General features: G+C 46.1%; 22 protein-coding genes. 5 read left to right on the forward strand and 17 right to left on the reverse strand.

All coding sequences use genetic code 11. The features are described from left to right. Positions 1-33: 33 nt before the first annotated feature. The 3 genes from ACYVGO_RS15280 to ACYVGO_RS15290 all read left to right on the forward strand — a co-directional run bounded on the left by ACYVGO_RS15280 (position 34) and on the right by ACYVGO_RS15290 (position 2,094). Positions 34-699, forward strand: coding sequence for a hemerythrin domain-containing protein (locus ACYVGO_RS15280; protein ID WP_460970023.1), 666 nt, complete (start codon positions 34-36; stop codon positions 697-699). A gap of 102 nt (positions 700-801) precedes the next feature. Continuing rightward, positions 802-1,815 (forward strand): ScyD/ScyE family protein, encoded by a 1,014-nt coding sequence (locus ACYVGO_RS15285; RefSeq protein ID WP_460970024.1) that lies wholly within the window; start codon positions 802-804, stop codon positions 1,813-1,815. Positions 1,816-1,836: 21 nt separating this feature from the next. After that, entirely contained in the window at positions 1,837-2,094 is a 258-nt protein-coding gene (locus tag ACYVGO_RS15290) for a hypothetical protein (RefSeq protein ID WP_142774892.1), read from the forward strand. A 406-nt stretch (positions 2,095-2,500) separates the two neighbouring features. Here ACYVGO_RS15290 and ACYVGO_RS15295 read toward each other — a convergent pair whose 3' ends face one another. The 3 genes from ACYVGO_RS15295 to ACYVGO_RS15305 form a co-directional block, all read right to left on the reverse strand. Next, positions 2,501-3,112 (reverse strand): DUF1579 family protein, encoded by a 612-nt coding sequence (locus ACYVGO_RS15295; RefSeq protein ID WP_460970087.1) that lies wholly within the window; start codon positions 3,110-3,112, stop codon positions 2,501-2,503. A 348-nt stretch (positions 3,113-3,460) separates the two neighbouring features. Next, the gene (locus ACYVGO_RS15300; RefSeq protein WP_460970025.1) at positions 3,461-3,895 is read right to left on the reverse strand and encodes an ester cyclase; all 435 of its coding nucleotides are present in this window, start codon (positions 3,893-3,895) and stop codon (positions 3,461-3,463) included. 74 nt (positions 3,896-3,969) lie between these two features. After that, complete coding sequence (locus ACYVGO_RS15305) at positions 3,970-4,524, reverse strand: Crp/Fnr family transcriptional regulator (RefSeq protein ID WP_460970026.1); 555 nt, start codon at positions 4,522-4,524, stop codon at positions 3,970-3,972. Between the two features lie 875 nt (positions 4,525-5,399). Here ACYVGO_RS15305 and ACYVGO_RS15310 point away from each other — a divergent pair. Further along, positions 5,400-5,813, forward strand: a complete 414-nt coding sequence (locus ACYVGO_RS15310) for a DUF6640 family protein (RefSeq protein WP_460970027.1) — start codon at positions 5,400-5,402, stop codon at positions 5,811-5,813. A gap of 12 nt (positions 5,814-5,825) precedes the next feature. Further along, on the forward strand, positions 5,826-6,107 hold the full coding sequence (locus ACYVGO_RS15315) for a DNA/RNA non-specific endonuclease (protein ID WP_460970028.1): 282 nt from the start codon (positions 5,826-5,828) through the stop codon (positions 6,105-6,107). Positions 6,108-6,432: 325 nt separating this feature from the next. Here ACYVGO_RS15315 and ACYVGO_RS15320 read toward each other — a convergent pair whose 3' ends face one another. From ACYVGO_RS15320 to ACYVGO_RS15385, 14 genes are all read right to left on the reverse strand, one after another. Next, positions 6,433-6,687 carry a hypothetical protein gene (locus ACYVGO_RS15320; protein ID WP_460970029.1) on the reverse strand — a complete coding sequence of 85 codons (255 nt, stop codon included), beginning with the start codon at positions 6,685-6,687 and terminating at the stop codon, positions 6,433-6,435. Between the two features lie 5 nt (positions 6,688-6,692). Continuing rightward, the gene (locus tag ACYVGO_RS15325; protein ID WP_460970030.1) at positions 6,693-7,028 is read right to left on the reverse strand and encodes an ATP-binding protein; all 336 of its coding nucleotides are present in this window, start codon (positions 7,026-7,028) and stop codon (positions 6,693-6,695) included. Further along, a complete protein-coding gene (locus tag ACYVGO_RS15330; protein ID WP_460970031.1) occupies positions 6,982-7,149 on the reverse strand; it encodes a hypothetical protein in 168 nt (55 codons plus the stop codon). The genes ACYVGO_RS15325 and ACYVGO_RS15330 overlap by 47 nt, the downstream gene beginning before the upstream one ends. A gap of 51 nt (positions 7,150-7,200) precedes the next feature. After that, positions 7,201-7,731 (reverse strand): hypothetical protein, encoded by a 531-nt coding sequence (locus tag ACYVGO_RS15335; protein ID WP_460970032.1) that lies wholly within the window; start codon positions 7,729-7,731, stop codon positions 7,201-7,203. A gap of 443 nt (positions 7,732-8,174) precedes the next feature. Then, on the reverse strand, positions 8,175-9,878 hold the full coding sequence (locus ACYVGO_RS15340) for an IPT/TIG domain-containing protein (RefSeq protein ID WP_460970033.1): 1,704 nt from the start codon (positions 9,876-9,878) through the stop codon (positions 8,175-8,177). Between the two features lie 143 nt (positions 9,879-10,021). Then, positions 10,022-11,023 carry an acyltransferase family protein gene (locus tag ACYVGO_RS15345; protein ID WP_460970034.1) on the reverse strand — a complete coding sequence of 334 codons (1,002 nt, stop codon included), beginning with the start codon at positions 11,021-11,023 and terminating at the stop codon, positions 10,022-10,024. Positions 11,024-11,118: 95 nt separating this feature from the next. After that, positions 11,119-12,372, reverse strand: coding sequence for a glycosyltransferase family 4 protein (locus tag ACYVGO_RS15350; RefSeq protein WP_460970035.1), 1,254 nt, complete (start codon positions 12,370-12,372; stop codon positions 11,119-11,121). Between the two features lie 24 nt (positions 12,373-12,396). Continuing rightward, positions 12,397-13,665 carry a glycosyltransferase family 4 protein gene (locus ACYVGO_RS15355; RefSeq protein ID WP_460970036.1) on the reverse strand — a complete coding sequence of 423 codons (1,269 nt, stop codon included), beginning with the start codon at positions 13,663-13,665 and terminating at the stop codon, positions 12,397-12,399. Between the two features lie 60 nt (positions 13,666-13,725). Continuing rightward, entirely contained in the window at positions 13,726-15,399 is a 1,674-nt protein-coding gene (locus ACYVGO_RS15360) for a GMC oxidoreductase (RefSeq protein WP_460970037.1), read from the reverse strand. Continuing rightward, entirely contained in the window at positions 15,396-16,283 is an 888-nt protein-coding gene (locus tag ACYVGO_RS15365) for an aldo/keto reductase (protein ID WP_460970038.1), read from the reverse strand. Before ACYVGO_RS15365 ends, ACYVGO_RS15360 begins: the two co-directional genes overlap by 4 nt. A gap of 48 nt (positions 16,284-16,331) precedes the next feature. Beyond that, positions 16,332-17,600, reverse strand: a complete 1,269-nt coding sequence (locus ACYVGO_RS15370) for a glycosyltransferase family 4 protein (RefSeq protein WP_460970039.1) — start codon at positions 17,598-17,600, stop codon at positions 16,332-16,334. A 4-nt stretch (positions 17,601-17,604) separates the two neighbouring features. Further along, positions 17,605-18,489 carry a glycosyltransferase family 2 protein gene (locus ACYVGO_RS15375; RefSeq protein ID WP_460970040.1) on the reverse strand — a complete coding sequence of 295 codons (885 nt, stop codon included), beginning with the start codon at positions 18,487-18,489 and terminating at the stop codon, positions 17,605-17,607. Further along, a complete protein-coding gene (locus ACYVGO_RS15380) occupies positions 18,482-19,738 on the reverse strand; it encodes an O-antigen ligase family protein (protein ID WP_460970041.1) in 1,257 nt (418 codons plus the stop codon). The genes ACYVGO_RS15375 and ACYVGO_RS15380 overlap by 8 nt, the downstream gene beginning before the upstream one ends. Further along, on the reverse strand, positions 19,735-20,907 hold the full coding sequence (locus ACYVGO_RS15385; protein WP_460970042.1) for a glycosyltransferase family 4 protein: 1,173 nt from the start codon (positions 20,905-20,907) through the stop codon (positions 19,735-19,737). Before ACYVGO_RS15385 ends, ACYVGO_RS15380 begins: the two co-directional genes overlap by 4 nt. Between the last annotated feature and the right edge of the window lie 4 nt (positions 20,908-20,911).

Here is a 20,911-nt window from a genome sequence, read left to right on the forward strand (position 1 = left end):
ACTAATCAGACCAATACATACCTGTTAAAACCCATGCAAGATCAACGACACAACATCTTCACCCAAATTCACAAAGGGCTGCGGGGCATGCTGTATGATACGGCGCTTCGCTTACAACAAACTGATTTTTCTGGGCCACAAGCCAGCCAGGCCATTGAGCCATTACATCAGTTACTCCTGTTTTTCGATGAACACGCTGAGAATGAGGACCACTTTATTCTGCCTCACATTCGCCCCTACCAGACGCAGCTCATTGACGAACTGGAAAACGATCACCAGATCGATCACCAACTGACCCAGACGCTCTTTGATCACATACGGGCGTGGGAAACCGCCACCTCCAGTAACCAGCGTGAAGCCATCGGGCAGCAGATCCTGTTTGCCTTCCATGAATTTATCGCCTTTAATCTCTACCATATGAATAAGGAAGAGACCGTACTGATCGACCTGCTCTGGAAGCACTACACCGATGCCGAGATTCGGCAGATGGAACAGGCGATTATAGCGTCCATTCCCCCTCAGACGCTGATGGCCGAGAGTCGCTGGATGATGCGCTCCATCAACGATAAGGAAGTGATTGCCTGGCTGTCGGGCGTAAAACACGGGGCTCCCCAGGCGGTATACGATCGGTTTTGGCAACTGGCCCAGGAGGAGCTATCGACCGAGCGATTGACGAACGTGCAGGCCGCACTGGCCTGACAGCTAGAAGTTGTGTTTTTTCCAGCTTCCGTCTACTCAATAGCTATGATTTTTCGTAAGCGTTTTTATTATCCATTACTATTCTTAAAAACAACTCAGGTTATGCATTACAAACTGCCCATTCTCTCTTTATTTCTGGCGGGTAGCCTACTCACCGGCTGTCAGGATCACCGAATAACCACCCCTGTTCAGCCCACGACGACCACGCTGGCTACCGGCCTGGTGGGGCTCATTGGCGTAGAAACCGATGCCAATGGACGGGTCTTTGTCACGGAACAAGGCACGGGCAACAATGACGGCCGCGTCTCGGAAATCACACCGGATGGGAAAGTGCATCCGATAATCACCGGATTATATTCCTTTACACGCCCCGATAATGAGCTGGACGCAACCGATCACCTGCTGGCCGCCGATGGTGTGCTTTATATTCTGAATGCCAAAGGTCTCTATACGTTCAATCTAGCATCGTACAAAACGGGTAATGCACCGATTCCAGCATCTAGTCTGACGCCGGAAAACATTCAGAAGACCGTCATTGACTATACCTTTACCGAGGACACGGGTGAATCCCATCTTTACAATATGACGCTTGGTCCTGATGGTGCTCTCTACATCGCCGATGCAGCCGCCAATGCCATTCTTCGCCGGTCTAAAACCGGGCAGATAAGCGTGGTAACGGCCGTTCCGGGTATTGCCAATCCTAATCCGGCTGGTCCACCACCGGGACCGCCTTTTATTGAGTCGGTACCAACGGGTATCGTTTATGATGGCAAGCAGTTCGCCATCAGTACCTTGCTTGGTTTCCCGTTTCCGGCGGGCAAAGCGCTCATTTATAGGATGGATCTGGCTGGGAAAATCAGTGTCTTTCAGCAGACCTTTAACAGCCTGGTTGATCTGGAAAACGATGGCAGTGGCAACTATTTAGCGCTTGAATTTGCCGTGTTTGGGCCCATGGGCTGGACTCCGAAAACGGGTCGGCTGCTCCGGGCAAAAGGAACCAGTAGCGATGTGTTGCTCGACAAGCTGAACCTGCCAACGGACTTGAAAGTGGTTGATAGCCACACGGCTTATCTGACCAGCCTGGGCGACGGGACCTTATATAAAATTACGTTCTAGTCTCTCCCTACCAGCAAGGCCATGACTCTTTATTTTTCTCTAAAGGCTCCGGATGGTACCCTGCATAGCCCTGGTGTTTGCTGTGCGGAACTGGAGATACAACTGGAAGTCCTAAACAGTTTTGTTGCCAATGGTAACGTGCTGGTATCGGCTTACCTGCTGGATGAAAAGGGCAAACGCTTCGACTTACCCGTCGAAGCGTTTGATGGGTCATCTATAGTTGATCACCTGCTCCAGTTGACCAGGGAGTATCACCAAGTGCTGCGCGTTCTGTCCTGATTTTATTATACTCTTTCTTAATTTATACATTTCGTACGAGTGTTGACTGCTCCCCTATTTTAATTACCGACGTAAATCAACAATAGTACCACTAACAGCCATAAGACCATCTGAAACGATTAATACTAACAGCAAATAGGAGGGGACTTTAACATCTACTAATACAGTACTATCCCGTAATTGATCGTAGGGAACGAAGTTGCTAGCCATTTTTATGGCCTCACTTAAATACGTATTTGAACAGGGCAAGACAAAAAAGATACAAGGTTTGTACCTGGGATAGGGAGAGCAGGCCAAGGCTCAGGGTAAGCAGCAGAATAGATCGCTAAAGGGGTTGTTAGCACTACTTTTTTTAGAAGGCAACTATTGACTCTATAGGTGGTATTCAAAACATGTCCCCGACCCATCACTTGGCTGTAGTTCTTGTATAACTCAACTCCCTAACCTTTTTCTCGATACCGTTTTGCTGCTCATAGTACTCCTCCGTATAATGCTCAGGGTCAATTATTCGCAATAGTTTGCGATTCTTTTGTGGCAAACCGGGCCGTAACTCACTTTCCCACTCGTAGGTAAAAACGTTGGTTTGGGCATTATACTGGCCGATTTGTTGGTTGGTCTCGCTGCCGATATGATTGTTAATGGAGGTGGTCACATAGCATTTTCTGACGTTATCATAGCCTTCAATCTCCAGTCCCTGGTAGTTTGCCAGTTTGGTTTTGCCCTCCGCAATTGGTATTTGTAAGGGACCACCCGTTATCTCTACCCAAAAGAACCGTCCTTCAAAGATTGATTTTCGGACGAGCGTTCCTTTCACAAACGATAAGTTCTTATCCTGAAAAGCCCATGTTCCGATCAAACCCGCCAGGATGGCATGGTTAGGGCCTGGTCTGGAGTAATCCAGTAGTTGGCCATTGTTTCCTGCTCTTTGGTGGGCGCTTTTGACGGCGTTTGTCCCTAGGCCAAGCAGCCAGCAAAAAGAAAAATGTATATTAGGTAAAGCAACGTATTTTTCATTGATTTAACCGGTTTCTGATTCGGAAAGCGCATGTTAATTCAAGATAGCGGTATGCGAGCAAGTAGGGTACTGACTTTGAGGCAATGGTATTATTTTGTGTGTTTGAAGTAAGCACACCGCGTTAGACCAGCCTATCCACCCAAAAAAAGTCTGAACTAGTTCTGTCGCTTTGTACGTCCGCTGGCGTACCCTAGTCAAGCAAATGATATAATACCTCTGGAAAAGTACAAAACTTAGGATTGGCTACCTTTGCCCCTTTCCTAGAGCCGTTGAAGAACTCACTTTATGGAAAGTGAATTAAACGAGAAATCAGACTATTAATTACAATAGGCGTGATCGTACAGTAATACATTATTCCGGAATTTTGCAACCTTCACTTGCTTTATGTTTCAGTTGGGCCTCTAACACTGTACCGTCAATGGCAGCCCAATGTTCAATGATCTTGTCATCGGCTAATCGGTAGAATCGATACCCTGTAGTGCTGACCTGAGCCCTGGTCGCTTCGATACCACGCCATAGCCCAATATGGGTCATCAACAGTTTAACTTTTAGAATTGTCTTGTCTCCTTCGGTAACTTGATCCTCAATAACAGTCTGATGCGAGAATGATTGACTGGTGGCTTGAATCCACTTTAATAAGCCAGTTCTGTTGGGGGCTAGGGGCGTTGGTAGGGAGTGGTCAACATAGTCAGGATGAAGATAATCATCCAGTTTAACATACTGTTGTTGATTCCAAATTTCTTCAATGAAGTTGATTGCCAACTGCTTCGTTTGATTTATGTCCATTGCTTCTTTAGTTTAATGGAAGCAAAAGTAGACAGCCCGTAAGCGAAAAATGTGTGACAAAAGTCAAAAAAGCATTACTTCAAGCGACGGATTCGGCTTAATGTTTCCCGACGAATTCCTAAGAAAGATGCCAATTGACCCAACGGAAGTCTTTCAATTAACTCAGGCTTCTTTTGAATTAACAAATCATAGCGTTCTTTAGCCGAATACAAGGTAAACCAAGACGCGTATTCCTCCTGCTCTTCTAAAAAAGATTCTACTAACTTTCTGCCTAAAGCTTCAATCTGATGAGATTGCTGATACAGATTAATCAAGTCTATTTTGGCCATTTTCAGCACTAGTGAGGGCTCAAGTGCTTGGATAGTTAGTTCGCTTGGCTCCTGGTTACGCAAACTTTTCAAGTCCGTTAGAAACGAGTTTTCAACACTAAACGCTACATTCCGTTCATCCCCTTCTTTAAGATAAAAACTCCGTATAAGTCCAGTTTGCAGGAAGAATATATGCCTACAAAGTTGGCCAGGCTGTACTAGAGTTTCGCCTTTCATCAATTGCTGGTGAGTCACTATCTTGCTGAATAACAACCAAGCATCTCCATCTAATTGTGTCGTCTTTTTAAGAGCGTCAAGCATGACGAACTAGTTGTATAAGTGCCAATATATTAATTGTCGCTGTCATGGGCTTTAACTACTCCGAACTTTTTAGTTAAAACATAATGGCAATAGCGTCGAGGAGATCAAGCAGCTTGAGTAAGCCAACAAGCATTGGCTGAAATGTCTTGATAGCCTTTACTATCATAATTGTGAGTACGCTTATTGGCTCTGCCCACTCGTTTTTAACAAATCTACTTGCTTGGCAGGCGATTGTTTAGTCTGAAATCAACCCATCAAAATGTTTTGCAATCTTACAAAAAAAAGCACTTAACGTATTTGTTAAGTGCTTGATTCAAAAGTTGAGCCTCCTATAGGACTTGAACTAAATGTATTAATGTGCTGAAATTCAAATATTTAATTTTAATAAAAAAGGGTAGGGGACGAAATAGGGGACATTTATGATAATAGATAGACAAAACTTTTTATTTGCCGGGGGATAAGTTGCCGGGTTACCGTACGTATTTTTCCTTTTAAACAAGCGGCCATTCGTGGCTACTTGGTTTGGTCAGAGCCGAGCGGGTGGTTCCCTCGGCTTCTTGGGTCAGGTGGGTGGTTCCCCCGACCCGTTTTTGTTCTGATTAGTTTATGAAAACAATCACACAGATAAGTATAGGTATTCTCCTCGTTTTTCCGCTCGATCAATGTAAACAGCTCTCCTACTCAGGCTAATCCGACGCCTATGCATGACAATAACACGACAATAGATAATCCTAGTGGAGCCACAACATCTAGTTTCATAGATTTACCCTTGTTGGCTACTTTGAAAAAAGCTAACCGGAAATTCGAGCTTATATGAAAGTTCTTATCTTTAACAAAGTTATTATTGTATGATTTAACGAAACTAATCAAATTAAATGGGCAAGCTGTTGATCACACTCGTAGCGTTGATAACAACTCTGGGTGGATTTGTTTTCGATTGGAATGAGACCCACATCTTCAACCCCCGGTGGCCACCTCACGCTAAGTTCCACAATGCACAGACAATGGTCCTTGGTGCACTATTGGGCTTGCTATCGGGCTGGTTTTTATGGTTTCAGAAAGGCGAAAAGCGATCCACCCTCCAATTAGCTGTGCTTTTCGGGTGTTTGTACTGGCTCGGTCAGTTAGGTGCTTATTTTTTTCCTGGTACGGCTCTGTTTGATCCCGAATTTACTCATCCTGGTCAATGGCCAGATCAACTTATCCTGGATGGAGTTCTGTTTTTGTTTTTGGGGGTTGGCTATTGGCTGGAAACTCGTAGACTAGGTCGATCAACTACGATGCATTGAGTCAAATAGCATGTGTTAAAAGTAAGATATCAACTATTGCCAGTTCCTGTTGCGCTCTGGAAGGTGATAGTGGTGCTGCCGGTAGGCTCAGATGATGTGAATCGGATAAACGCGCAGACGCGAGTTATTGCAGTCTGGATGCCGAACACAAACGTAATCGGTGAAGGAGCCTGGGGAAGCTACCGGGTCAGCGTCGATGAAGTTGAGAAGCAGACGGGGTATAATTTGTTGTTGAATGCGCCGGAGAGTGTGCAAAAAGGGATTGAGGCGAGTACTGACAGTTTTAATATTTAAGTCACAAAAATGCCCGGCGATTGATTTTAGCTCAATAGGCAATTGATTAGGGCACATACCTGCGTTAGCTCATACTAACCAACTTATATAGCTAGTCTTAAAAGCGCATAGCTTCGCCTATTTGTTTATGCTTATAAACCATAGGTTATAGTTATTCTATCGCCAGGCGACCGGCTAAACAGGATAATTCCATTTCATGCTATTCTAAAAAATACGAAATAACAATTCCAGAAAACACCGAAATGTCAAGTTTATGGAGAGTGTAAATAGCGGCCTATTTGTATGACAACACAATCGCTTGTTTACAAGTGTGGTAAAAAAAAGATTAAGTAGCCTCATGAGTTAACTCCTGGTTCGATAAAAACCGAATGCGCACTAAAGTGCCCTTGCCCACAACACTTTCCATGTCCATGCTGGTCTGCAGTAATTCACACAGCTTTTTGACAATGAACAAGCCTAACCCTTCACTTTCTTTGTGGCCGCTGATCGAAGGTATTTCCAGCGATTCCGTTGTCGGTGGCTTTTGAAGCGGATACTCTTCAGGCCCTGTTGATTGATGGGTGCTACTGGGTTGACTCAAGGGCTTTAACTCTCGGCTAACAAACCCGGTGGGCTGGTGGGGGGAAAACCAGCGCCCGAATCCTGGACACTTAATATCCAGCGGGTCTCATTTTCTTGAGCCCAGGACACGTGCACCCAACCCGATTGGGTATACTTCAAGGCATTGTAGAATAAGTTTTGTAGGATACGCTGAATCTTGACCGCATCACTATGTACCAGCAGACTGTCAGGACCATCGCCTTGTAAGCGGATAGGTCGTTTCCCAACCAAAGGTTGGGCTACATCAACGCATTCCTGAATTAAAGCAGCTGCATCAAACGAGTGGATAGCCAAGGTCTTTTCCCGCTTCAATCCGGGCATAATCCGTTAGCTGATACAGCATGTCACCGATATAAGCCAGGGTGCGATTCAGCATATCGACATACTGCTCGCGCGCTTTCTTGGTGGTAGGCAGCTTTAATAAGTGCGCGGCTAAGGTCATGATATTAAAGCTGGAGCGCAAATCATGCGAGCTGTGGCTCAGGTGATCATCCTATTGTTGACTCATCTGCTGAAGTGAAGCCAGGGCATCTTGGAGGCTATTGGCTTGCTGGGCTGCGTAGGTCTGCCGCAGTTGATCGTGGTACAGCACACTACCCCGTTTGCTTTCGGCTTCCAGCTTAAACACCTGTCGATAAATTTCTGTAAGATTATCCCCTGAGAGCGGAAGGTGTTGCTGCTGAAACGTACGTACCTCATCGAGTATGACCCAATAAAAATGCTCCAACTCCGTGGGCAATTCGGGCAGGGAGTAGCCACGTTGCCAGCGATGGATCCCATGTTCACCCACCCGTTCAAGCGTGTCTGACTCTTGGATTTCTCCTGTTAAACGCTGGCCTAAAATATTAAGCAAGGCCGGTGCCTGATCATTAAATTCTTCGCGGGAAAAGCTGATTTTGCTGTTCAGCTCCTGGTCATTCAGACAGCGGGTACGCCATAAATTGAGGATCGTTTCCCGGCGCATAGCTAGATTATTAACCAGCAGGTGAAGTAGCTTTTCAGCGTTAACTCGGGTTTTAGTCATCTTGACAGTTGAGAAATAGGCTAAGCTAAATGGTATAAATGGAATAGAATATACTTATTAATAGTTAACGGTACATATGAAACCGTGGAAGTAGTTAAGGAGGCCTAAATTCAAATTTGTTTGAATACCTTTTAAACTATATAAACATTCTCAAGTAGGTAAGAATTAGCCTCTAGGCCATTTGAGGCAACGCTCTATAGTTGGCCTCAACCGAAGTTGCCTCTACAAGGAAGGGATAAGGGTCTCAACTATGTATTGCCCAAGAGAATTTCATGCGCTTGAATTAAGCCTAACAACCAACGTTTATAGGTCAATCAGGCCTTGGAAATCAACTTTTTTCCAAGGCCTGATTGACCTGTTCTTAAAACAATCCTCTATTCTCACTTGAACAGCTTAATACGTGGTTTGGTCAACCCTACTACGTGCTGACAAGGCTTGCTTTGTTACCGATCGTAATCGGTAACCTGAGGATTGGTACTGATCCAACCCGATAACCAATTGTCAGCTCCAAAAGCCCCACGATAGGCAACAGAAGTAATAAATGGATTGGCTAGTTTACCACCTGTTACGCCCCCCGCTAATAGTGGTGAAAGGGCCTGAGGCAGAAATGTAGGCGTGGTAAGACTGAACGTAGACCCATTCAATAAAAGCGAAGTCAGGTCAGTTGTTTGAATGATTTGATTGTTACGTCCAGTAGTGGTAAAGTAGGACGTAACCTGGTCGGTTGTAAGTACACCAGCACCTGCGATGGGTGTAAGCACATTGGCCAGCACAATCCCCCGTAAATCGATTGTACCACTGGTCAGACCCGTTCCCGATCCCATCGATTCCAATCGCAATCCTTCTGGATAACCGTAAAACAGGGAATTGTAAATGCTAATAGCGCTGTTCCGACGTAGGTATATAGCTGATTTGTAAGCACCTGTTCCCTTTGCTGTAGTAGCAGTGGCAGGTGTTGTACTGAATGCAAAATCACTCATGTTCGTAAAGACAGGAGCAGTCTGCGTAAGGCCGTTCGCCAGAACAACGGCGGTAACATCAGCCGTGGCGGTTGGTGAGAAATTTTCTATCTCAAATCCATTAGAACCCGATACGTCAGCAACATCTGGGTCACGCAGGGAAACGCCGAACTGAACATTCCCAACATACCCCCAATCAATACTCCAGTTGTCGTCGAAATTTCGGTAGGCAAACAGATTTTTCAGGTTAGCTGAACCACCGAACCAAGAGAACGCATCACCACCACTGAATGAGATCTGGATATGATCGATGATTGTCCCTGAACCAACGCCATATAACGACAAACCACCAAGTCGACTTACTGGCGAAGTGGGCTGTACGGCCCCTGCATACTCGATCCGTACATATTGTAGCGTACCTGAATTATCGAGGGGTTCACCATAACTTTCAACCGTACCCCGTATGCCACCCGGATTAGTCGTTGTAGCAAGCTGATTTATGGGCGCTTTACCAATTAGGACAAGACCACCCCAGTCGCCATAATTCCGCTGGTTAGCTGCTTTGGCCGATGTAAACACAATAGGAAGTGCGGCTGTTCCTGTTGCTACTAGTTTTCCCAATCGTTCAATGATCAACGTTCCTGGATGGCCAGAACCTAATGGATCTAGCTCAGGGCCTGCTCCTTTGATGATCGTTCCTGGTTCGATGGTTAAGGTATATTTAGCCGGAATATACACAAGCCCACGCAGCAGATAAATCGTGTCTTTTTTCCAAGTCAGGTTGGCAAAAGTAGTCCCTTGTACTTCCTTCGTGGGTTTGAGATTGGGCAGACTGACCGTAAATGATCCCTGGCTTTGTGCCATCTGACCACCGGATGTGACTGAAACGGGACCACTAACGACTCCGGTAGGCACTACAACGACCAGGCGTGTTCCTGTAGCCGACACGACAGTGGCCGTAACTCCTCCAATCGTAATAGTAATACTGGCAGGGTCAGTATTAAAATTAGTACCGGTGATAGCGATTGTACTGCCAACCGGGGCGGTAGATGGGTCAATACTAGTGATACTGGTTACCGGAATTGGCGTAACCGGGGGATCGTCGTTCGTCTTTTTACAGGCGACTATACTCACTGACAGGCTCGCCAAAACGAGAAGCGAAATGAACAGATGTTTGATGATTTCCATACGTTGTTTACAGATAAAATTTTGTTAATGAATTGATACTTAAAGAAGAAAATACAGAACTTGGCAGGCGATCATTTGTACTACCAATAAACCGTTACTACTTAGTGGCTTATTCGTTTTAATAAGGGCTATCTTTTTTTTATCTATACAGTCAAACGAAACTTTTGTACCAGACTAGTTAGAAACCCAATTGTAGCGATTATGAAAATGCCAATACCCAAGGCTATTGATGGGGTCGTTTTTAAGGTAATGCTTAACGCGAATAAAATAAAATTGCTTATCAATAAATAGAAGAGTGTATTCATCCCGATTAGCAATACGGATACTATAACTATTGATCTTTTTTCAAGCCAGTTTGTGGCTAAGAAGTATACATACAAAATACCCGTTGAGCCAAGTACCCAATAGATAGACGGCAAAAATCGTGTGGGTAGTTCGTGATTTTTCAGGTAGTAGAAAGCAAACAAGCCACTGCCGACCAGGCTTAATAGGAATACAATCCACTGAAATTCAAATTTATACCTCGCGAAATAAATACCTATCAAAAAGGCGGGCATGTATTGAATAACTGGAAAAATAAGGCGATCCCTATCACCAACGAATAAATTGAGTGGGTAAGGTATTGCCAGACTATTCGGTAGAAACAAAAGAACCAGCAAACAAAAGGTAACAATACCTACGGCCAAAACTTTTGACGTAATCAGTTTTCGAAAGAACGAGAGAAATAAAAAGACCAGAACCGTAATCAGAAAAAAGGCTAGTAGGAATTCTGAGTACCAAGGAATTTCCAAAAAGACAATAACCTTCAAACTACTAGCAAACGAAAGCTCATATTTATTTCCAGTAAAATGCTCAGTTAATAGCAATGAAGAAGCAAAAGACGACAAATAATAGCCTATCAAGGTCTTTAGAGCCGTTTTAGCTATTTTCTGCCTTATATTTTCGTGTTTTCTGACTAGGTAAGCACCGTAAAAAACGTAGCCAAAGCAAAAAAAGAAGCCAGAAAAAGTAATGAGGTTTATACCCGTTGAAAATAGCCAGAAAAAGCCTTTGGGCTGACTTAATAACTGAATAGAATGAGCCAATATCATCCCGATCACCAGAAAGGATTTCATGTAATCAATGGATGTATGGCGTACCGTCATTTTTATATCAGATTCGCTTAGGACTGTGTGTTTGCCTGAGCTTATTTAAATCTTAGATCATCAGAAGCGATTAATCATTTTTTCGGCGGATCCAATCAACTATTACTTTGGGCTGATTGTGTAAGTACGGGCTTTGCATACTGGACCGGGTTCCGATCCGTGCCTGCGTGCGATCTGCATTTTCGGTACAGGTCTAGGTATAGATCAGCAATCCGCGTAATTGGAAACCTCGTTTTCACGATTCGGATTGCATTGGCTGACAGTTGTTTGTACAGTATTGAATCTGATAAAAGTTTATCGACAGCCTCAGCGATTGAATCAACCTTCGTGACGTCTACCAATAACCCACCGTCTTCAACGACCCACGGTACCGCGCCACTAGCCTCACCTGCTACCACCGGAACACCATAGCTCATGGCTTCGGCTAGAACCATCCCGAATGATTCTTCCAGGGAAGCATGAAGCAGAAGCGTACTTTCGCCCACTTTCTCCAGTAATCTGGCTTGATGGGTATGGCCAAAAAGCACAACGTTTGGAATCTGATGCTCTTTACAAAAATCGGCTGCCTGTGCATCTGGGTCAAAGGCTGTTCCAAATGCCCACAGAATCGCCTGAGGATGACGTTGCTGAACGCGTTTAAAGGCTAATAGAGCCGTTTTGCAATTTTTACGTTCATCCCAGCCATTGACAACTATACTGATAATGGGGGCATCTGGTATCGATGGTTCAACTTGTTTCGACGGTATAATCACCGGGTTTGGCACAACGGCAACGGGCAGTTTTACCCATTTCTGCACGGATTCTGCCATATAGGGGGATACGGCTGTAAACCAACGTCCTTTGCGGAAAACATAGCGTGCTAAAAGCAGCATAAATAAACGTTCCAGCGTTGGCACATACTTATAAATAATCTGGGCATTATCGTGAACGGTTATAAGAGCATCGGGTGTGTAGGTGAGTGCAGCCAAGGCAAACTCATACGTCCAGTGCGCATGGACAACATCGGGTTTATATTCCCGCAGTACGCCCAGAATCCGTTTACGCTCATAGCCATAAAAATCGGTAGTACGACCTAGCCGCCAGCCGTTGGGTCGGAAAGTACGTTTACGACCGGGTATAACAACGTACGTTAGCAGACCTTCTTCATAGACAAAAGGCGGATCATCATCATCCATCTCGGCATCGGTCGTAATGGCCAGCACTTTATAGCCACGAGTCAGATACTCAAGTATAAGATTACTGATCAACGGAGCCCACCCCTGACCTTTCGGATAGGTACCAAGCTGTCGTGTAGCCGTTTCTGATAACAAGTCGTTGGTGGCAATAGCGCCTAAAACTCCAATATACATGGCTGATGTTGGTTAAAAGAAAGTTTAATTAGCGATCTGTCTAACGGTAAGATCGACACTAACCTCTCTAGCAATTATTGACTGATAATAGGTCTGAATGATATGCTTAATCTTTGACTCCCAGTTCTGCTGTTGAGCGAACCGGAAGGCATTCAACCCCATAGAGGTGCGTTTTTCCCCATTATGGTACATCCATTCAATTGCTTTTGCCAAGTCGTTGGCTACCATTTCGGGTTCCGTAATGGGCACACGTATACCCGTTGATGCATTGACAAGTTCTGCTTGTCCGTGTAAATCGAGCGTAACAACGGGTAATGAATAGGCCATAGCCTCCATTAGTTGAGCAGGCCCCGTATCGCGTAGGCTGGTAAATAGAAAGACATTGGCTTGTTGGTAATATTCTTTCACTTGCTCATAGCTGACTTTACCCACCCAGGTGACCCGATCTGCCAACTTATAAGTGTTGATGTAATCGGATACATATTGTCCCATTTCACCATCACCCACAACTGTCAAGTGAACAGGCACTTGCGGATCTACTTTGCTCAATCCATGTAACGACAATTCAAGCGCTTTGCGCGGCATTAAGCGACCGACCCAAACAAGTTGTAAGGTTTTCTGATAGGGCCGATACATAGGCTCAGCAGGAAGGAATGACTGACCAATGCCGCCAAACTCCTTAACTACCGTTTTTTCCCGGCCTAGCGAGTGAATCATTCGGCGTGTATCTTCATTCCAGGCCAGTACATAATCGGCATAGCGCACCGACTGATAGCAACCGGGATTGAAACGAAGCAGAAGATTGCTGACCCACGACCGCATTTTTTCTTTTATCCAGTAGTTTTTAAAATAATGACGCATGGATTCGGGGGCCTCCTGACCACCGCCCACCGGTCCATAAATAAAGGGACGTTTCAGTCGGTACAGAAAACTGCCTAGCTGAAGACTAGTATAACTAACATGGTGAACGAGATCGAATAGATGATCTTTACTCAATGTCAAGGCCACCTGTAACGCGGCCCACTGCCAGTACAAATAATGAAAATACATGCCCAGAAGACCCCACTTACTAGCCTTATCGATCAAACTGGGAACAACAACATATACGAACGTCAGATTGGGCTGGGGCGAGGCTTGTAATTTCTTCTCGATTTGTGCCTTCCCAATAGTCCTGGTCAAACACCAGACCTGATAGCCCTGTTGGCTGACAATAGTAGCGTAGTGCCAGCCATTCCCCTCCTCCGACCCTAAATCAGGGATGCAGGCATAGGCAGAAATTAATATTTTTTTCATAACGTTAGGGAGTATAAAAAACCATTTTATGGGCAATAAGAAACTAAATCACTGACCACATTATTTGTGATTTTCCTTGGTTTTCAAGTAATTAGTCAGGAATAATGCATGAGCAACGATAGTTAGTGTAGGATTCGCATGACTACCCGTTGGGAAAACTGAAGAGCCAGCTACATACAGATTTTCCAGCCCATATACTTTAGAGTGGCGATCGACAACACCCGTATGTGGATCATCCGACATCCGGGTGGTACCTATGTGGTGTGATGCAGAGTTAAACGCGCTTATCTGTTCCTGAAGGTGCTTCCGTAGCCCAGCTTCGGTATAGCGAATCTCGCCAAGCTTCTTTGTCCTGAATTCATGGACGAACAGCGTATGTGTCCGGACAATAGATTCAATATCGGCTTCCAGAAACGCTAGTTTAACCTCAATCCGAGGAATCCCGAATGAGTCTTTCTGCGAACTGGACAAGCAAATCCGGCTCTCCCGATTAGGTGCCTGTTCGGCCTGAAAATATAAACCCCAGTAATCGTTTCGTTTGGAGGGAAGCAGGAAGGGCAATCGGCGTTTTGCCATTCGTTGCAGGCCTAGTTTAATCAGGTCCGGTAATTCAAAAAACCCGTTTTTAGCAATGTTAACAGCATGTTCTTTTATAGATGGCAGAAGTTGCTTACCCTGACTGACAAACCGGGTTACCGACTTTTGGCTTAGTATAGACAGAACGGACTTTGCTACGAAACGGGAAGAAAACAGAACATCACGGTGCCCATTGGTGGTATTGGCATGGTACAGGAAAAAGATGGTATTCAGGAGTTTATTGGTTTCCTGTACCACGTCGGGAAACCACCAGCGTCTGCGGCAGTATACGCCACCGGTATCTCGCTCAAAGTCGGCCATCAGCCTGGCTTTGTCATGCAGTTTTACGTCTGCATATACACCGCTCAAGTGCACCATATAATATCGTCCGACATTATCATGCTGATTGCCAAGTCCGGCTGGGAAATGGGTATTTTTAGACGTTAGTAACAGGCGGGCGTTTTCGATACCTCCCGTTGCCAGCACAAATTCACGCGCCTTGACGGATAGTTTAAGCCCTCCCAATAACACGGTTACGTGGCTGACGGTACTAGTGTTGTTTTCCGTTTGAATGCCAAGTACATGTGCATCCATCAAAACCTGGATGTTGGTACTGGTTTCTAAAGCAGTCTGGTACGTTTTGCCGAAATGAACAGGAGGACTCCAGCGCTCCAGTGGGTACGACACCAGTTCTTCCGAATCCAGCCCATCCAGTATTTCCCGTTTGCTGTTGGGGAATGCGGCTTGAGCGTCAAACTCATATCGCCCAATTTGGCATAGATCAGCGGCTTTCTGGTAGTAAGGAAGGAGGTCATTGTAGGAAATGGGCCAACCACTATCCGGCACCCAGGATCGAGTTTTAAAATCAATGGGTTCGAACGGAATACAACGCCCCCCCCAGGCGGATGAGGTCCCGCCAAATTGTCGTCTGCGGTTCTCTTCCAACGGCTCGTGTGAGCCTGCTGGTGAAACATTTCCCCGATACAAATCCTGATTGGCAATGGTTTCGATCCAGCCGCCACCTGTCAGCATCAACACGCGAAGCGGTGAGGCATCCAGACTCAATGCCATCGAAATAGCCGCTGGTCCACTGCCAACGATACAAATGTCCGCTGTCAGAATTTGCCCCGCTTGAAACGTATTTTTTGTGATGATCATGACAGCAGTTGGTTAATTATCGGCAAGGCCGATGACAGGCTGGATACATATCGTACCGATTCTGTGTTTTGGGCCAGGTGCAGGAGGTTACTGGTACCGAACAGGACGACATCAGCTTTCTTTTGTGCCAGTACAGCAGCAATCAGCAATTGCACTAACGATATATTGGCTAGTCCAGCCAGTTGTCGAATGGTGTCTGCTTGCTTGGCAAAGGCCGGTTGCAATGGCTTAAAAGCCTGTAGCGTTTGATTAGCAATCAGCGGAATATGGTGGGTGCGACATAAGGCGATGATCGCGTCTGACGTATTGTCCTGCCAGCTTATTGCGGTTTGTACTAAATCTATCTGTCCACTCTGAATACCCGCTTCCACAATCCGCACATCATTAGTCGAGACTCCCGTGTATCGGGCTAAACCCTGCTGTTTAATCCGGGCTAGTCCGTCCCAGGAATCAGCATCAGCGAGGTCATTCCAGGTAGGTTCGTGCAGTAATAGTGCATCGGCCGTTTCGACGCCCAACCGTTTATTGCTTTTCTGTACACTGTCAACCAGGTAGGCTGCTGTGTAATTGCGTTTAGCACCTGCGTGCTGCTTTATTTTTTTGCCGATTTGGTTCATTGGAGAGAGCCATCCGGGCGTATGGACGCAGGGCAATCCGGCCTTAGTAACGACAAAAAATGGAAAGTCTGCCTCTTTTAAACACTTGCCAATTAGCCGTTCGGCATCGCCAGATCCGTAGAAGTCGGCGGTGTCGATCAGGTTGACGCCCCGCGCATTGGCAATTGTCAGGAAATCGGTAAACGCATCTGATGACAAACGGCTACCCAGCGAGGCAACCCGACTGGTTCCGATACCTACCTGCGATAGCTGGTTCAATGTAATCATGTGACAAAGCGTTTACGTTCTATTCAGATTAGGTTAGTACTCAACTAGTCAAGCCCGTTTCATAACGACTGACTCATCGGCAGTTTTTCTAAGTACAGCCGGGTATAACTCGTCAATAAATTGGCGGACTTTGGTATCCCACAGTTGGGTCTGGGCAAAGGCATAGCCAGCCTGACCCATTGCCAATCGTTCATCAGGATGCGCATACATCCACTCAACGGCTCCCGCTAAATCCGATACGACCTGCTCCTTCGTCTTTATAGGCACACGCAGCCCTGTTTTCTCATTCACGAGTTCAGCTTGCCCATGCAAATCCAGCGTCACGATGGGTAGGGAATAGGCCATCGCTTCCAATAATTGGTGTGGACAGGAATCGCGTAAGCTTGTAAAAAAGAATACGTCCGACTGCTCATAGTAGTCCTTCACTTCCTGATAGGACACATGGCCGACCCAGTTCACCCGGTCGTGCACCTTATAGGTCTCAATGTACTGGCGTACCTGACTGGCCATTTCACCTTTACCACCTACAATTGTCAGCTTAACGGTTAACGTGGGATCAACCTGACTAAGAGCCTGGATCGTTAGCTCCAGTGCTTTTCGGGGCAATAGCCGTCCTACCCATAATAGCTTTAAAATTTTACCAGGGTAATGTGGAAGGGCAGCATCGGGCAGGAAAGAACGGCTCAAGCCTGCGTCCCAAATCCGGTCGATAGGTAAGGTAGGCCGAAGTTTACGGGCCAACGCGTACGTATCTAAATTGGTCACCACCAATCTGTCGGCGATCTTTACCGATTTGTAAAAGCCTGGATTGACATATTGCAGAAGCGTGCTCATTCGGTCGCGCATCCACTCTCTGGACCAGTAGGCACCGAAATAACTTTTCAGCATTTCGGGCGCACGCTGCCCACCGCCAACTGGACCAAAGATGAAGGGTTTCCGAAGTTTATAGAGAAAACTTCCGAGCTGAATGCTACCATAGGTAACGTGATGCACAATATCGAAGCTAAGTCGCCGATCAAGTTGCCGGGCGAGCTTCAACGCACTCCATTGCCAGTAGAGATAATGGAAATACATCCCGATCAGATTGAGGTGACAGAAACGATCCACCCAGGCTGGCACCGTTACGTAATAGACCGTCAGATTCGGAAAGAATCCATCGGCCAGAATGCCATCAATAATAGCTTTGCCATCCTTTTTAGTCAGACAATGCACCTCTAAATTATTCATACTCAGGGTAGAGGCATACGTCCAGCCCGTCCCTTCTTCAGAGCCGAGATTAGGTATGCAGGCGTAGGCCGAGAGCAATACTTTTCTCATGGGATTATAGTGGTTTCATTATTCGGACCTTGCGCAGGAAAAAACCCGTACAAATTCGAGCGACATCGAAGCAGAAATACAGCAATTTGGTTTTGGAATGGTCGATGGCAAAGCGGTAACGAACCCGCAGGTATGTTGGCGACTTAATGGAGGTAAACCCTTTGATAAAATCAGTCAGACTAATTTGCTTTTCCACCTGAATGCCAGTTGCCTTTACAAATTCATAAACCACACTGGATACGTTGACAATCAGGCGATAACCTGCTTTACGCGCCCGGACAGAAAACTCAATGTCGGACATGTAATGGATGTAATTTTTCGAATCATACAAGCCAATCCGATCAAAAACCTCCATTGGGATAAGCGTTCCTCTGCCCGGAAGCGAGTGCGATTCCAAAAAGGAAGTTCGTGCGGCCAGTTCACGATAGCTACTACTATAGTTTTCTGATAAATGGTGTCCACCAGCAGTATATAATTCAAAAATAGCCCCTGCGTATTCCAGCTTATCGGGATTATCGCTGTCGACACTGGGCGAACCAATCAAGCATGGCTTGTATTTTCGGTATGCATCCAGCATGGTTTGCAGGTAATCTGGTGCAACAAGCGTATCGTCGTTAAGCGTAAGCACAAAGTTTTCCTGTCGATTATCCTGCGCTTTTTGGGCGTAGCGTATTCCCCAGTTAGTAGCTTCTGTCCACCATAAATTGCCATCACCTTTCAGGACCACTACGTCGGGAAACTCATTCTGAATCATAAGGTCGGTCCCGTCGGTCGATCCATCGTCCACGATGATTATCTGAAAATTACGGTACGTCTGACCGGCTAAACAGCCCAGACATTGGCGGGTAAACTCCCTTCGGTTATGAACGGGGATAACAATACTAATCATGGCGGTGCGTGGATTTATAAATGGGTAAATCAGGTGTACTTTCGTAAGGATCTAATTCAAGAATTTCTTCGGATTCATTATCGGTTTGAGGTTGGTAGGCATAGTACATGGCGACGCCCACAAAGCCCCAGAAAAAGACCGGAAGCTGGTACGAAACCGCATAAATTAAGCCGCTGACCAGGAAGCCAAATAGTACGGTTTGTTCCAGTGAAAAGGTGGGATTTCGCCGATACATTACCCAGAGAGTGCCCAGTAGAATCAGCATATTAATGCCTAGCCCGACGGCTCCATAGTTGAACAGCATGTCGATGTATTGCGAGTGGATAATGGTGCCCTTTTCCGGAAAATCTTCATTCTCCATAATTTCACCCCGGTCGTAACCATCATAGCGCCAGCCTAGTACCGGTCTGTCTGGAATCTGGCTTATATAATAAGCCGACTGTTCCAGGCGCCAACTGCCCGTATTATCTTCTTTGGGATCGAGAATACCACCGATGTTTTCCCACAGGGCGTTCATTTTGTTACCGGGTAGCATACCCAACAACGGAGCCAGTAAAATCAGTAGCACCGTGAGGGTGGCCAATGTCTTCCCCAGCGGAAACCCGCCAGTAGACAGTTTGCCCATGAACGACAAACCCGCCACTACGCCAATGGTCACAACAGCCGCAGAGATCACGGATCGGTGTAACAAAAACACGATGAACACGAAGGTGAACAGCATCAGCAGGAAATCGATAACCCGACGCTCTTTCAGGTACGAGACTAAATAATACAGAAAGGGAATAACCAGATACAGCGCTTCGTTTGAGGTAACGGTTCGGCTTTCGGAGGTAAGGTTATAGCTAAAAATCTGCCCCAGAAACAATTGATTGATGATATAGAAAGCAAAAATCACGTAAATCGCATACTGAATTTTTAAGGGGCCAGCCTGCGATGCCACTACAAAGCCCAGTAAGGCCAGACCACAGTAGGCAAATCGTTTGATGACAAAATACGAATATACCCATTGGCCGTATTCGTATTTCGATTCAAGCACCAGTCCAATAACGCCCAGAGCCAACAGCCAGGTGGCCACTTTGTAAATGGGAGGCTGCCGGAAGTAAAAAACAAATAAGGCAACAATACCAATCAGCGTCACACCGCTGACCGCTTTATCGAACAGCGGGTTCAGGGAATCTCCCCCGTAAATCAGGGCGCTTAGCCCGAACAACAGGATAAATAAAGCAATTCGATAGCTCCAGGTTATCATGCGGTTGGGGTTATACAGACAACCGCAGAAGCAGGCTCCCAGACGGTCTGATCGTAGAATGAAATCAATTTTTCCAGGTTAACCCGAGTGTTGAAAGCCGAGTCTGCGTGGGCAGCCTGTGCCTTGGCCAGTTGTCGTCGCAGATCCGCATCGAAGTAGCGGGCTACCTCGCTGGTCAGCTCTTCCACTGTTGTTCCCTGTAGCGTACCAAATCCGTCCGGCACCATTTCAGGAATACCTCCCACGGGTAATGCTAATACGGGGGTACCAACGGCAAAGGCTTCGACAATGGAGTAGGGGCAGTTATCGTTGAGGGCGGAATGAACGTACAAATCGCTCTGAGCAACCAGTTTCCACGGCGCTTTCTGCTGACCAAGGAACGTAACGTGGTCAGTCAGTTCCAGTTGCTCAGCCAGTTGTTTGTAGTCGGTCAGCTTTGGGCCATCGCCAATAAGGCACAGGTGAAAGTTGTGGATGTCTCTTGTTCGAAGTTCATGACCAATTTGAAGCAGAAGTTTCTGGTTTTTACGTTCGTCGATGTAGCCAACGTTGCTAATGATCAGCTTGTCAGAGGGTGAATCGCCCGTTTCACGTTGGCGCTTAGGAACCTCTAGCCGCACCGTATTACGTATTATTTCTTTGTTTATATGGGTTGGCAATAGGTGTTTCGACTTCTCATAAGCGTAATTAGAGCCGAATACGTAGTTATGGATGAACGAAAACAGATACGTATACCAACTCGTCAGACGCTTCGAGAAGGCTGGCTTTAAGGCAAATTGATCGACCAATTCGCGAACCGGATTATCGTTATAATGGCAGGTTAGCACTATGGGTACGCGTCTACGTAGCGCCAGATAAGCCGCTACCCCTGACCGGGGGTCCTGTGCATGAATGATATCGATATCAGATTGACGGAGTTTACGTACGGACAGATAGAGCCCAGTGAAGTACGCAAACTCGTCATAGAGAACATAAAATTTCCCGCCCAATGGCCGCATAATTCGCTTCAATACCCCCAGAAATTTACGCCATAGGGTGGGTGTATGCGAAGCATCGACGGTATGAACACCTACACCGGCCCCTTCCAGATCACTGGCTAGTGTTCGGCAGTAGGTAACCACACCCGAGGGTGAAGTAGGAGCCAGATAGGTAGCAATAAGCACGTTCATAAGG

It is taken from the genome of Spirosoma migulaei (assembly GCF_054776855.1).